General features: G+C 53.2%; 10 protein-coding genes. 3 read left to right on the plus strand and 7 right to left on the minus strand.

From position 1 onward, the window contains the following. Positions 1–28: 28 nt before the first annotated feature. Together DFP95_RS19060 and DFP95_RS19065 are read right to left on the minus strand one after the other, a co-directional pair. A complete protein-coding gene (locus DFP95_RS19060; RefSeq protein ID WP_181907515.1) occupies positions 29–526 on the minus strand; it encodes a GNAT family N-acetyltransferase in 498 nt (165 codons plus the stop codon). A gap of 26 nt (positions 527–552) precedes the next feature. After that, entirely contained in the window at positions 553–3,300 is a 2,748-nt protein-coding gene (locus DFP95_RS19065) for an adenylate/guanylate cyclase domain-containing protein (protein ID WP_115994280.1), read from the minus strand. 221 nt (positions 3,301–3,521) lie between these two features. On the opposite strand from DFP95_RS19065, the gene DFP95_RS19070 reads away from it, so the two are divergent. Together DFP95_RS19070 and DFP95_RS19075 are read left to right on the plus strand one after the other, a co-directional pair. Then, positions 3,522–3,908: a DUF4280 domain-containing protein gene (locus DFP95_RS19070; RefSeq protein WP_115994281.1), complete on the plus strand. Its 387-nt coding sequence runs from the start codon at positions 3,522–3,524 to the stop codon at positions 3,906–3,908. Position 3,909: 1 nt separating this feature from the next. Beyond that, the gene (locus DFP95_RS19075) at positions 3,910–5,799 is read left to right on the plus strand and encodes a hypothetical protein (RefSeq protein ID WP_115994282.1); all 1,890 of its coding nucleotides are present in this window, start codon (positions 3,910–3,912) and stop codon (positions 5,797–5,799) included. Between the two features lie 453 nt (positions 5,800–6,252). Here the strand turns inward: DFP95_RS19075 and DFP95_RS19080 are convergent, their stop codons facing one another. Next, positions 6,253–6,453 (minus strand): hypothetical protein, encoded by a 201-nt coding sequence (locus DFP95_RS19080; protein WP_115994283.1) that lies wholly within the window; start codon positions 6,451–6,453, stop codon positions 6,253–6,255. Positions 6,454–6,866: 413 nt separating this feature from the next. Here DFP95_RS19080 and DFP95_RS19085 point away from each other — a divergent pair, with 413 nt between their 5' ends. Beyond that, complete coding sequence (locus DFP95_RS19085; protein WP_115994284.1) at positions 6,867–7,187, plus strand: hypothetical protein; 321 nt, start codon at positions 6,867–6,869, stop codon at positions 7,185–7,187. Between the two features lie 98 nt (positions 7,188–7,285). On the opposite strand, the gene DFP95_RS19090 is transcribed toward DFP95_RS19085, so the two are convergent. The 4 genes from DFP95_RS19090 to DFP95_RS19105 form a co-directional block, all read right to left on the minus strand. Next, a complete protein-coding gene (locus DFP95_RS19090) occupies positions 7,286–7,957 on the minus strand; it encodes a tetratricopeptide repeat protein (protein WP_115994285.1) in 672 nt (223 codons plus the stop codon). 108 nt (positions 7,958–8,065) lie between these two features. Next, the gene (locus DFP95_RS19095) at positions 8,066–9,718 is read right to left on the minus strand and encodes a hypothetical protein (protein WP_115994286.1); all 1,653 of its coding nucleotides are present in this window, start codon (positions 9,716–9,718) and stop codon (positions 8,066–8,068) included. A 76-nt stretch (positions 9,719–9,794) separates the two neighbouring features. Then, positions 9,795–11,900, minus strand: coding sequence for a phage tail protein (locus tag DFP95_RS19100; protein WP_181907516.1), 2,106 nt, complete (start codon positions 11,898–11,900; stop codon positions 9,795–9,797). A gap of 40 nt (positions 11,901–11,940) precedes the next feature. Then, positions 11,941–14,175, minus strand: a complete 2,235-nt coding sequence (locus tag DFP95_RS19105; RefSeq protein WP_115994288.1) for a baseplate J/gp47 family protein — start codon at positions 14,173–14,175, stop codon at positions 11,941–11,943. Positions 14,176–14,203 lie beyond the last annotated feature (28 nt).

Here is a 14,203-nt window from a genome sequence, read left to right on the forward strand (position 1 = left end):
GATTCTCTCTTTCTTTGATCCGTATTGATTAGGAGATGCGACGCCAATAGATAAGCCTGTCTTCCCCTTCGAAATAATAATCCGGACACCGGCCTATTAATTGAAATTCATTGCGTTCGAATAGATTGCGGATTGCCTTATATTCCGGGAGACTGCACGTATACGTCATTAGATAACGGGCGGATGACTCGCGCAAATAGCCGAGCATATGATCTAATAAAGTAGCCGCGATGCCCCATCTACGATAGTCGCGGTGCACGACGACGTAGTCCCAGCTATAACCGCCGGTTTTCTGATCGTTCTCGGCCATACAACTCGCCCCGATGATTTCATCGTCTTCGTTCTTCGCATACCAGAAAATTACTTGCCCGCTCAGGGCCCGATAAGGAAGACTCCGCAATTGTTCTTCTTCTCCGGGCGTATATCTCGTATCGTCGAAGGAGTGAGGGGAGAAGAAAAATTCCACGATCCTTTCCGCTTCTTCTTCCGTCTTGATCCGATGAATAGCGTATGTACCGGTAATCATTGGTTTTCCTCCCCCTACTCTCCTAATTAAACGGCCAACGTTCCGTTCCAGCCGGTAGATGTGCCTTTCTGATAATACTCGTCGCATAGATAGAAATAGAGTTTAGCCGCTTTGTCCAAGCGATTCTGCTTGATGACCTCGACGAAGGTTTCCCTTGCATCGTAGAATCGGCCCTCCTGGCAAAGCATTAATCCTCGCTGGAACAAAACCTTCGTGCGATCCTTAGCCAATCGGAGCTGCTCAGAATCCCCGTCGTACACGTCGATAAGCTCGATAGCTTCCCCTTGCCCTTCCGGGGTAATGCGGCCGAGCGAACGATGGCGGAAGCGCTCCGGCTCTCTCAATTGCTCGAAGAAATCCCTAGTGACGAGCACGGAGGCTCCGAGCTCCTCGGACAGCTTCTCCAAAGTCGCCGTCAGATGCACGTCGTCGGATATAACGTTTCCTTCCCAGCGTCTCTCTTCCCCGATAATTCCCATCATTAACGGGCCGTTATGAATCGCGATTCCGATATCGACCGGCACGTAACCGGCGCGGCGTCGGCCCGCGTTATATTCCGTAAGCTCCTGACGGATGGCGATCGCCGCTCTTAACGCTTCTTCCGCGTATCCCGGGAACAGCGCCATGAAGCCGGCACCCAAATATTTGCTGATCAACCCGTCCTCCTTGCGAACGAGCGGACCGAATCTGCGCAGGAACGAATTCATGAAGTTGAAGTTTTCCATCGGACTCAACGTTTGGGACAGCTTGCGGAAGTCCCTGAGATTGGCGATCATGACCGACATGTTTTGTTGCACCTGATCTCCCAAGCGGATGTCGAGTATGCCCTTCTTGCCTAGAGACTTGAAGAACTGCTGCGGAACGAACCGATAAGAAGCTTCCGAGAATTGCGTAATATCCGCGATGTATTGCCGTATGTAACGAGCCATCCGGTTGAATTGTTCTCCGAGGTCGCCCACTTCGTCCCGGCTCTTAATCCGCACCTCGACGTCCCAATTCCCGTCGGCCATGTCCATCACGCTTCGGCGCAGCTTGCGAACCGTCGATAACATCAGGAACGTCCCGGCAAGAATGACCACCAGCAGCACGGATGTAATGATCACGATATTTTCGAGAATGCTTTGATAGATTTTCCGATTCGCTTGATAGAGGACGCTTAAATCCCTTCCGGTCTCGTAGATGCCCACTACCTCTTGCTTGCTGTTGTACACGGGGCCGATCGCGTACATCCACTTGCCGTTCGCGTCTTCCCACTGCCCGGTAATGACGACTCCGTCCGATCGAACCGATTCGTTCTCTTCGTTCATCTCGAACGGCTTGAACATATTCACTCCGTCGTCGTCGTCCATCAGAATATACAGCTTGCCTTCGTCGTATTTGTATAGCGTGCTGTACAAGCCTTGACGGTCCGCGGACTGCTCTCCCTCGAAGAGAAAGTTCATCTTGCCGCGAATATACTGGTAGTCCTCGTTGCCGTAGTCTTCCGGGGAGTGCAGCCTGTCCAATCGGTCTCCGTCGATAATCTGTTGACCGTTGCGGGCTAGCAAGGAAAGCTCCCTCTGCATCTCGTCTTCCATTCTCGAGGAAAAGCTATTGTAGATAAAGTTCGATAACAGCAGCATGGAGATGACGATGACTGGAACCGTGATGATCAGCTGCTTGAAGAAGAGAGAAAACTTGCGATTCATTATGTGTATGTATACAAGTCTAATGGCGGCGATAAGCAAAATGATTCCCACAAGTGCCGCTCCCCAGGTCAACCAAGCGTTAAGCAGGAAGTCGTTTTGGTAATTGACATTGGTTAACACGCCCGACAGCTTGTTCAGATTATCGTAGACGAGCACGCGGTCGGTCAGCAATGCCGCATAGCCTCCGTCTCCCGTCGGGAGCACGTCCATGATCTCGTAGCTCTCCGCATCCGGTACCGACTTAGCGATGGAAGCCTCTCCTAGCTTGACGTTCAAGTACTTCTGTCCGGGCTCCATCATCGTAACGGAGTTAAGCAATCGGTCTATGAAAAATAAGCTGCCTTTCGCATCGACCGACAATCTTTCCGGAAAGTTTTTGCGGGTGCGGTCCATGGAAGCCAAAGGATATACGATCTGGCTAGTGCCGTCCTCCGTAACCTGGAAAACTCCTCCGCGTTTGGTCGTGTAGAAGATGAGCCCCGGCTCGGTCCCTTCCACTTCGGACAGAAAACGGTCCTGCGGCAAAGCGAACGAGAAGGCTTCCTCAGGCTGTCCGCCGGCTAACGGAAGCTGCATGAGCGTGACCTTGTCGGGCGTCGTAATGAAGAAGAACAACGTGTCGCCCTTTACTTGCAGACCTTTGATTTGCCCTATGCGTTTGCTTAAACCGTTTCCTTGCCAATCGTACAGAACCTCGGGAGAATTCCCGTTCTCGTCGTACCGGATAATCTGTTCGCTCTTCACGATCAAGCCGTACGAATCCAGAACCGTATCGAGCACGATCGTACGATTGGTCCCGTCCACGACCGCTTCCGTGAAGTCTCTTCGGGAATCCGTGTTCCTGGCGTCGTGCTTGATCTCCGCTTCGATCGCGCCCTCGGGGGATAAACGCAAGATTTGCTGCTTGGATTGACCGATGACGACAAGCGAAGAGTCCTTAGCTTCGGCAATGCGGGACAGATTTTGCAAGGATACGCTCTTATTCCATGGACCGGTCGAGAACCCGCCCTTATCCTGAATCCGGTAGGCGAATAAACCCGTAATCGCAATCGCGACCAGAAGCAAAAACAACGAAAGCTTCTTCATATTTTTTCGACCGTCTCTTTCTTTTTTGGCGTGTCTGACATGCCTGCGTCCGTCTCTTAACCTGTTATTTCCATCGTACTATAATCTTCGACATTTTACATCCTCTTTCCTATATAAAATGACATTTTTCGGGTTATGTTGTAGTATGGAAATAAGAGATTTGAAACGGTATAGTTATCCAAAAATCAAGGGCGCGAGTCGCCCGCTGGAGGAAGGTTTACATGGGGCAACTCGTATGCGGCGGCGCCTCGCTGCAGTGCTCGTTCGGGCTTGCTCCCGGCATGCTCAACGTACTTCCGGCGAATCGGGTTCTGACGGCCATGCCCATCGCCAACATCATGGACAACAAGCCGTTCGTGAACATCATGCCTTTCGGGATGTGCAATTCCATGGCTAATCCCGCGGTCGCTTCGGCGACGGCGGCGGCTTTAGGAGCGCTCACCCCAATGCCCTGCACGCCCGTTATCGCCGCGCCTTGGGTTCCCGGCTCGCCTACGGTGCTCGTATCCAACATGCCCGCCTTGAACAATTCTTCCAAGTGCATGTGCAACTTCGGCGGCGTCATTCAGATCGCTAATCCTGGACAGATGACCATACAGGTGCCATAAGATGATCGAATCCATATTAAAGCCGTTTATCAAGCCCGTTCAGAGAATGGTCATCATGCCTCTCAAGAGGGCGAAAACACTTCCCAAAATCCTTCTGAAGGCGTTAGTCAGATGGATGAAAAGCATCATGGGCGGCAAGCTACGCTCGTTGGACAACTATTGGAAGCTCGGTTCCTTTTACATCGCGAAGAAGCTGTTCGTCATCATCCTCCTGCTGACGTTGGTCATTATTTTCTTCGGCTTCATTCGCCCCCCCAAGTTCGTCGACAAGTGGTTCGCGCGCACGCCTAAGATTGAAGCCTCGGCCGCTATGGCAAAAGGGTTTACCGGCCAGGCCAAGATCGTCGACGAAGCGGGTAACCTCGTTTATCAGGGGCCTTTGGAAAACGGTCAATTTTCCGGCGCGGGCAAGCAGTTCGCGGCCGACGGCACTCTGCTCTACATAGGCGATTTCAGCCAAGGCTTAAAGGCCGGCAAAGGCGAGCTGTACAACGCGGAGGGCGTATTGCTCTATCGCGGTGAATTCGCGGCCGACCAATATGCAGGCGCCGGCGTATTATACAAACCGGACGGATCGATTCTCTACGAGGGCGATTTTGCCGGAGGCAAGTACGAAGGCAATGGCACGCTGTACGTCTCGGAGGGAATCCCGCAATATACCGGCGCTTTCGTAGCCGGCGTGTATCAAGGGGAAGGAAAGCTGAACAATAATGCCGGCAAGCTCGTCTACGAGGGCGGGTTTAACGGGGGCAAATACGAGGGTACGGGTAAGCTTTACGGAGAAGACGGCACTTTGCAGTTCGAGGGTCAATTTCTCGGAGGCGCCTTATCCGGCGAAGGTACGGAATACTATCCGTCAGGCGTCGCTAAATATAAAGGCGCGTTTCTGTTAGGCGGTTATCACGGCATCGGTTCGTTATTGAACGAACAAGGCGTCGTTCTGTATGCCGGCAATTTCGTCGGCGGCATTAAGGACGGCGACGGTCAGACTTTCAGCCCGGAAGGCATCGCCTTGTACGCCGGTAAGTTTAAGTCCGATAAGTACGAAGGCGTCGGCACTTTGTTGGATGCGGACGGCGGCACGGTATATAAAGGTTATTTCCGTAACGGCGATATCTACGTTCAAGGGTTCCTAGGGCTCGCTATGCCTAAGCTGCAGGAGCTGCTCGGACCTCCCGACGCATTACCGGCGGTGGAGGAAGAACCGGTTCTCCCCGAAGAAGAGGGAACCGTCGAGTTGCCGGTGGATCCGGTAGCGGAAGGTGCGGAAGGCGGCGGCGAAACGGCAACGGAAACCGACTCGGAAACTGCAACGCCTCCCGAATCGGAGGCACCGACTGGCGAGACTGCGGACGGCGGTAATACCGATGCCGTTGATCCCGGTGCGGGGACGACTCCGGAAACAGGCTCCGAGCCCGACCCGGCTGCGAACGAGACGGCGGAATCGGCGACTGAGACAACGGAAACGGAAACGAAGACTCCTCCGCCTGCCGCCGAGACGACCGTTGTCTCGCGCGACCCCGTCGAGAAACGGATCAAAGTATTGGCCCCGTTGCCAGGCGAAAGCGATCCGATGCTTGAAGGTTTACAAGAAGAACCTATCGATCTTCCTGTGGAATTCACTTATGCCGCACATCAAATCTCCTTCAAGCTGAAAGCGGACGAAGATAATCCCGAAGCGTTCGCCGTCACCGAGATCAACACTTGGAACAAAGCGGTATTAACGCAACTTGCTGAATTGATCAAGAAGAACAATCTTCAAGGAATCAAGGAAACACTCGAAGGCAACAAATACGAGATGACCTACGGTTGGAACGGCGCCTTGTTCGTCTTTACTTACAACAAAGACGTCCCCGTCCGTTTATCAGTGAGTCCGTTAGTTACGGAGTAACTTAACCTCCAGGCTCAATATCGATAACTTCTACGCGCGTGAAGAACACCGCCTCGATTCCTCTTAGGAATTCGGGCGGTTATTTTTTATAGGTGGAGATTCGGTCGAATAAAACCTTCAAGTCTTAGTACGATTTGGTTACTATCTTGGCTCGATTCGACCGTCAGCGGTTGGAGATAGTCCACTTTCGTTACTATCTCGGTTTAATTCGATCGCGGCGGGTGGAGATAGTACGATTTGGTTACTATCTTGGCTCGATTCGACCGTCAGCGGTTGGAGATAGTCCACTTTCGTTACTATCTCGGTTCGATTCGACTGCGGCGGGTGGAGATAGTACGATTTGGTTACTATCTTGCTTCGATTCGACTGCGGCGGGCAGTTAGCTAACTTTCTTAGTTAATTCGCCTCCTGTTCTCACCTCGATCATATTTGCTTCCGCGAGGCCTCGCGGCACTAATCGTAGCTGCGAGGTCCCCTACTCGAATCGCTCGAATTCTCCGCAATCTTCCTGACGTCGAACAGCTCGCTTCTGAGACTCCTGATCTCTTCGGCCATAGTCGATATAACCGTAAGTAAACCGATTCCCATTATCAAAGTAACAAGCCCTATGATCGAGAACGAGAATGAATGCAGGAGCTCGAAAACGATCAGCATGCTCCGATAACAATCAGAATAATCGCGTAAAACTTTGGCTTTGAATCATTTAAGTACACGGATTTCATCCCCCCACTATAAAAAGGCCTTTTCCTTTATATGTATTCAAGCCTAACAAAATATACATTCGAGCCGGACGCACCCGTTTCCTGTAATAAATCCCCTTATTTTTCCGTCGCGTATTGGCGTGTCGAGAAATCGACGGCATCCTAGCCCTGAATATCCGCTACTTTTCCCATTCGACCTTCATAGGAACATGTGACGTTATTACACGGATTTACTCGACTGCCCCCGCTTTCGAGTAAACAAGCCATTATACAACAAAATAACACCGTTGCCACATTTTGACTTTAGATATAACGTTGAATCTAGGGGATTGTCCCCTTAACATGACCCCGGGAGGTTTTATCGAGATGGATCAAGATGCCGAAGAAGTAGTAGTGTTAGACGAATTGGAAGCGGATGCAGAAGTAGAAGCGGTTGCCGAAGAAGTGGTCATCGTTGCGGATGAAGTCGAGATCGTGGCAGAAGAAGTTGAAGTCGTAGAAGCAAGCGCGGATGAGGAAGTAGTCGTCGAAGAAGCTTCCGAAGAAGTAACGGCCGAAGCGGCTGAAGAAGTTGCGGAAGCGGAAGCAGAGGAAGTGACTGCTGAAGCCGAAGCGGATGAGCCGGCGTTGGCGGAAGTTGCCGCCCATGAATCCGAATCTTCCGACTCGGAGTCGGTCGCTGACTAATTATTCATTCATCCGATAATTTAAGGGGCTTTCCGCTAGGTCGTTAAGACCGTTGGGAAAGCCCCTTGCCATGGATGATGGGTGCGGTGCCTATCTTTTTACGAGCGGCTGCGAACAAAGCTTCGCAGCGCCCATTTGCGCTCATGCCGCTTCATATATTTGGGCAACGATCGGTATAGCTGACGGCATTCTTTGAAAGCTAACGCAGCGTCTTCCGATTTACCCAACCCGGCGTACACCAAGCCTAACCTGTAATAAGCCTCGCAGGAAGACGAATTTACTTCCTTGAATTGTTGAAGGTAAGCGATGGCTTTAACGGGATCCGACTTCGAATAGGATTCGGCAAGCCTCAAGTACGGTTGGCCGTATTTGACTCTCGGGCTGATGGCTAACGCCAGCTTCATTTCCCTCTCGCCGTTCTCCAGATGTCCGAGCGCCAGATCGCACGTTCCCAGGTCGCTCCAATACTCGGCGGAATGCTCCATCTGAGTCTCGATTCCAAGCAGAATCTCGCGTGCCTGAGCGTACTTCCCGTTCTCGATAAGCAATCTGGCGAGTTCGGATTTAGCCGATACGTCATGAGGGCTCAAATGCAGATGACGTTTCCACTTCGAAATCGAATTACGTCTGCGCAGCGGTTTCACGAGACTGGGAGATAACCCGATAAACCGGCGCTCCAGCACGTAAATGATGACAAGAAGGACTATTATCGCTACTAAGGGACTTCCGAATAACCACGTCAGGCCGATGAACAGCAATATTTTACTCACTTGGGCACCATGCCTCCATTCCCCTCTATATTTCCGACGGTCACGATAGCCATGGTGCCTGTATCTCTAATCGGGTGCCGACATCTGCGGCACCTCTCGGCTTCAGACCTATTCGGCTGTTGCGGCTGCTTCGTTCAGAGCTTCGCTTATCCCCGACACGACGATATTCGAGCCGTCCTCAAGCTTTTTGAATGCCCACCAACGCACTCTTAGCAAGATCGCTTCGGTTCCGCCGGACAGCTTCATACCGATGCGAAAACACCCCTTTTCGGGATAGATCAACGTACCGAAAGTAATATTCGGAAGTACGGCCTCGTATTCCGTATCCTTGAATACGTCCGAAGCTCCGAAATAAACCTTGGCCCCTCCGGAACCGACCGGAGCGTTAGGATCGGGAATTTCCTCCAAGCCGACCACGACGGTAACTTGCCCCTCTCCGAGACCATGCATTATTTCTTCGGTAACGTAGTTCCTTTTTCCTCTCGAGAAAAATCTTAATCCCGATTTATCTTGCTTTTCCAGAGGAATGTCGACGGTTCCGGTAGAAATTTCGTCTTTAATCGTCTGCGGCTTAGGAATTCCAAGCTTGAAATCGAACGCGTTTCGTTCCGGATGGTATACGACGTCAAGCTCCGGCTTGCTGCCGAAATCCAAATCGTACGCTTGCGACTCGGCGTAAAATCGATTCGATGCCGCTGTACGTCCGTTTCGGGAAACCCGATGCATCAGTGACGCATTCGGAATATATTCGTCGAACGGTACCCGCTCCACCTGCTCGATCATATAAGTCGGTCCTAACTGCAGCAAACCGATCTTCGCCAAGCACACGTTCTGGTCCCCGTAACCTTCTGCGGCTTGGTCAAGGGAACGCTCGTACCAATCCTTCAGTATCCGCTCCGCAACCGGCTGGGTGATGATATCGACGGAATGGCTTACCGTCTGATCCAACGGAATCCGGTTATCTCCGACGTACAACTCCGTCGCTCCCGGATTCAGCGTCAGCCTGCCGATCGTCCCCGGACGATCCTGAACCTTGACGCTATAAGACAGACGGTATTCCGTATCTTGCTTGTCGCCCGGCTCCAGGAAACGAACGGAATTCCCCTCTTTGCCCAAAGCATCGAAGCCGTCGGCCGCATATTCGAATGCAAGAGATACTCGAGGCGTTTGCAACGTTTTCTCGACGATAAGTGTTACGTCGACGACATCGCCAGGATTCGCGTATTTAGGCATCCTCTGCGTGACGCGGACATCGTTATCCTGATAAAGGGTTACGATATCCTCCATTAAACCGCCATGCTCGAAAGACAACGGCGAAGGAGCTTCTTCCTTAACGTATAAGCGGTAACTTTCCAAGAAACGGTTGTACTCGCTCGTCTCTTCGCCGCGAACCGAGGAGTTTCCGACCGAATGTACGGGCTCGCGCCCCTTTTCGTCATAAGCGACGTAAAGGTATACGTTCTTCTTGTACTCGTTGTTCGTGAATCCGTCTATCATCGATAGCTTCAGCGTCACCGGAGCCGATACGACGATTTCCCGACCAAGGTAATCGATGGCGACTCCCATTTCCACCGTAACCGTTTTGTCGTCCACCGCGACGACTTGCATTCCGGCCACGACTCCGCTGCCGAATAGAAGACGATTAAGCAGCCTGCGCTTGTCGTTAAAATACTTTTGCTCCGATTCGAAGTCCCGCACCGTCAGCAATTTTCCGTAAAAATACCTGTTTCTCTCGAATGGAAACATCCTCGCCTTTTTCACCGGAAACCCTCCTTTAATGATCGAACATGCGGTACTCGCATATGCGGCTTGTCATCCCGTCTTCCTGCCATTCCCGTCATTCCAACTCGGAATCCATTCCTAACCGCGTATGCGCGTCCATTCTTCCGTCCATGTCCAGATCCACGATTAACGTGTCGTTAGGCATGTTCCTATCCGCGTGAAGCGTGAACAGGGATGGCTCGGCAAGCACGGTATTGATGCCTAGATAAGTATGTAAATCGAGATACATCCAAGGCTGCAGCCATACGATTCTCGCTTCCGTGAAAGCGGGCTTATGCTCCTCGATAAGTCCCCGAAGCAGCACTCTTTCTTTGTCCGACTGCGCTTGGCCCTGATCGAGCAACACGGTAAACGTGTGCGGACTCTCGCTATATAGCCGGTCCGTCAACCATCGTAATTCCGCGTTATCCCTCATCGCCTTGAACTGGAACGATTCCACGATAATCGGCGGCTTGCCGGTGTACGTCTCGACGAGCTTCTCGATGCCCCTTCTCGTCCCCCTATAGCGATACAGCTCCGGCGCCGAACGGATCAGCCTGCGAACCGTCTCGTCTCGCCAGTGCTCGTCGCTATCGAGACCAAGCCAAGAGCCTAGCCATCGAAGCTGCTTGCCATGAATGCGCTCGCGATCGAACTGCATGGACATTCCGTCGATTTGCTCCTCCAAGCTATCGAACAGCGTCCCGAAGAGGGATAGATATCTCGCCAGGAAATCCCGGCTGCTCTCTTCTTCCTGATAAACGGCCGGCAAATAAGAAAGCAATGTTTCCCGGGGGAAATAGACGCGTAGCCTTCGTAGCTGAGGCGTTTGCCTTTCGCTTCCGATCCATTCCACTTTCAGCCACATGTATCTGCCTTGCGCGCCGAAGAACAAGGCATCCAGGGGGTTAACGACCGGCGACGACCAGTAAGGCGCCAAACCCGCCAGCTTGTCCCTGAACGAATGATTATCCTCCGCGATCCAATCATCCACCTTCCACAAGCTTCCCTGCAGAGGGAGCAGCTCGGAATCCGAGCTAAAATAGGAAATCCGGATTTGCGTTCCGTCGGGAATGTCGGCATCCAAAGTAAACTTGTGCCACACCGTCTCCGCCTCGGCGCTATCGAATGCCTTGGATAACCATACCCCTTCCGGCGCCGCGCTGCCTTCCCACCCCATTGTCTGAGGCTGCAATTCGAGCACGGTGATCGTATGGGCTTCGCCGTTCCAAATGTACATCCGATCCTTGCCGTCGATAAGGATAGCGCTCGCTTTGCCCCTGAATCCGGCTACTCTGTCAAGCAGTTCGCCGTTCTCTCCGAAATGGACGATGAATCGATCATCCTCGTCTTCTTCGCCGATCGCGCGCGAATCCCCGATATAGATTTGCTTGCGGGAATCGACCCCCAGTCCGGCAAAATATAGCGGCGGCATGAGATAGCGATCCAGCTTCCGATTGGATTCACTAACGATGTACAACGCGCAAGTCAACGTTTCGAGTACGTAGAGATCGCCTTGAGGCGATAAGGACAGGAACTGGGTTCCCCTCCACAGATCCGGATTTATCGGAAGCTTCGCGGTGAAGCGTTCGTCCGTATACACGTCCGCAAGCGTTCCCGAGAGAGTGAGCCGGAGAAGCGCCAACTTCCGGAAACCCAACGAATCGATCGCCGTCGGTTCGTCCGTCGGCTGGCTCGGAGACACGATATACAATCCATCCTGATCCGATGCGATAGCCAACGGATGAAACGGAGCTTGATCCAGGAAGTGCCCTGCTCTTCGGAATCGAAGCTGTCCGTTGGCCATATCGAATGCGGATATGGACGGTTCCCCCGACGAATCCGCCACGAACAGAATGTCGCCGGATATCGCCAGCATCGCCGACGCCGTGAACAGATTGTGCCCGGGAACGAATAACCGCTCGTGATGCTTGCTCCCCCGGTCGTACGTCCACAGATCGCCTTCCGCGTTAAGCAACACCAGATGCCCTTGAGAGCTGACGGCGAAGGAGGTAACTTCGCCCACGCCCTCCAGGCTTTCCAAATTCATCGTCTCGAGCACTCCGTACTTCTCTCCGCGCCGAATGGAGACGCCGTCCTCCGTCTCGAGATTACGGCTTACTCCCCGGCGCGACCAATGCTCCGGTTGATTCAACGAAAAATAAGTCGTTCCGCCTTCCACCTTCATCCCTCCTCCCGGACTCTATCGCGCGGCTATCATCCTATAATTGCGTTCTGCTGATCAACTCGATCCGATGTTCGCCGGAATAGACGATTCCGCTCTCCGGCAACAGGATATCGCCGCCCGCGCTCTTGCGGATGGATTTCCCTTCCGCGTCGAGCCATAGATCCTGAACGTAAGCGATTCCCTTCATCCGGCTTATGGCGCTATAGATATCGCCTTTGTGAACCGTTCTGCCGAAAGGCCAGCCTTGAATGCCGCCCGGTTTGTCTTGCGGCGTTAGAAGTCGGTTCAACTCCGCAACGATGCGGTGCCCCTCTTCCATGAAATGAGGCTCGACGACGACCACCGCGTGAACCGTCACTTGGATGTACTCCGGAGCGATTACGTGAATCTCCGTCGTAATCAGCCTTCTGTCCTCGAGATGCTTCGCCACGGTAGCTAGGAAGCCTTTGCTTGGCACGGGCGTATCGTTCAAACCGTAAGGAACGACAACGACGGTAACCGCTCCGGAAGCAGATTTTCCGCGTCCAGGCGCGTAATTGGGAATAACGTGAACCCGGGAAACCTTCAAGCCGGGCGTACTCTTCGCAATACGGATATAGTCTTCGTTCGTTACGGCGCAATAAGGGGATTGCCACTCTTGCTGCGCCCGTTCCAAACAATCCTCCAGCGATTCCCCTTCCGCCCCGCCGAAGCCGTAGCCCGCATTATCCGAGGTCAGTCCAAGCTCGTCCAACTCGGGTTGAACCCACTGGTTAAGCAAGTGCGGCTTAATATTGCCGCGTTCCCCGCCTCCGAGCACGCAGACCATGACTCGCAGATTCGGCTCGTCGTACGAGGTTGGAATCGCGCCGTTCTCGTCGTTGCCGAACATCAGCTGAGCCGTTTCAGGATTATAGACATAGTGCCGGTCCAACGGACCGGAGCGATCGAAATTCTCGACCGGCTGCCAGTCCTCCCACAGCAAAGTTCCGCTCGAGCCTTCCTGGATGCCGACTTGCAGCAACAAGCCGCTTCTCCATTTGCAAGGCAGATCGTAAAGTTGAAATTTCTGGTGCGGCAATCCGTTGCTTCTGCCGATGAGGCTTTGCTCCAAGAAGTCGTTCGCATGATGAATGCGACGAACGTTGCCGACTCCCCGCGGCGGAATCGTCCCCCGCGCTCCGTCTCCGAAGCGGACCGTTACAGGCCCGTTAACGCCTGAGCGTCTTTCTACTACGTACGCGTAACTACCTTCTTCCGCCATGCCCAGATCGGGAAGCTCGCGCCATTCCCGCCATAATCCTCCGGCTTCGCGAACTTGAACCCTGAGCATGCCGTATCTCGCGAGAAAGCTATCGTGAACGATCGTAAGACCAGGTTGCCCGTCGCCATCGAATAAGACTTGCTCGCTCTTCGTATCTTGTTGTCTGGCTCTAACCGTATTGAGCAGCAGTCGATCTATTCGCGGAGGCAGCTCATAACCGGACTCTTCGAGCGTGCAGCTAATCCAATAACGGGGACGATCTCCCGCCGGATGAACGATGACCGGCCTGACCGGAGCCGCGATGCGGAAGGTAATTCTTCCGCTATAAGTCAAATGCATCGTATCGTCTTCAATGAGGTCTAGAGGGAGCCAAGCCGCTCCGTGTTCTTCTTCCCAGCCGTATATTTTCCAAGCTACGCGGGCCGAAGGAACGACCTCGTTCCGCTTGTTGCCGGAATATTCGGCGCCATTCGAATCGTCCGCTAAGCGAATGTGCATGGCGACCGTTTCTCCGATGACGGGTTCCCGGTCGAAGGCGATATATAATCGGCTATCCGCGGCGGCTTCCCGTCCGAACGCGTAGAATGCCACGTTGCCGCCCGTATTCGAAGCCGACCTGTCGCTTGCTTCCAACAGCGTACGGGTGACGATTCGATCGATGGCAAGCGGCAGCAACTTGACGGGATCCAACGTTTCGAAGAGTTGATCCTCCGCCTGCAGCTTCGTTCCTTGCGGCAGCATGACGGGCTCGCGAACGTTCCCGAAGGATACCTCGGCCTCGGCGGAGGATGCTTCTCGCGGAACGACTCCGAGCAGATCGAGAAATTTGCGCATATTGCGTTCCGGAACCCGGCTTAAATAAAATTGCTGCATCTCGCTCAGCCATGAGAACAGCTCCAGAAACGTTACGCCCGGATCATGCGTATTCTCGTCCGTCCATTCCGGAAGCCGCTGCGGAATTCCCCGCCTTGCTTCCTGCAAAATGCTTTCGAAAGTGCGATCGTCTAACGGGATGCGCGGTAGCATAAGGATCAACCCTCCTCTCTGTATGAAT

This window comes from Cohnella lupini, from assembly GCF_003386205.1.
Lineage (GTDB): Bacteria > Bacillota > Bacilli > Paenibacillales > Paenibacillaceae > Cohnella > Cohnella lupini.

Coding starts and splice junctions, on each gene's coding strand:
- DFP95_RS19060 (WP_181907515.1), bottom strand. CDS start 526: ATGATTACCGGTACATACGCTATTCATCGGATCAAGACGGAAGAAGAA.
- DFP95_RS19065 (WP_115994280.1), bottom strand. CDS start 3,300: ATGAAGAAGCTTTCGTTGTTTTTGCTTCTGGTCGCGATTGCGATTACG.
- DFP95_RS19070 (WP_115994281.1), top strand. CDS start 3,522: ATGGGGCAACTCGTATGCGGCGGCGCCTCGCTGCAGTGCTCGTTCGGG.
- DFP95_RS19075 (WP_115994282.1), top strand. CDS start 3,910: ATGATCGAATCCATATTAAAGCCGTTTATCAAGCCCGTTCAGAGAATG.
- DFP95_RS19080 (WP_115994283.1), bottom strand. CDS start 6,453: ATGCTGATCGTTTTCGAGCTCCTGCATTCATTCTCGTTCTCGATCATA.
- DFP95_RS19085 (WP_115994284.1), top strand. CDS start 6,867: ATGGATCAAGATGCCGAAGAAGTAGTAGTGTTAGACGAATTGGAAGCG.
- DFP95_RS19105 (WP_115994288.1), bottom strand. CDS start 14,175: ATGCTACCGCGCATCCCGTTAGACGATCGCACTTTCGAAAGCATTTTG.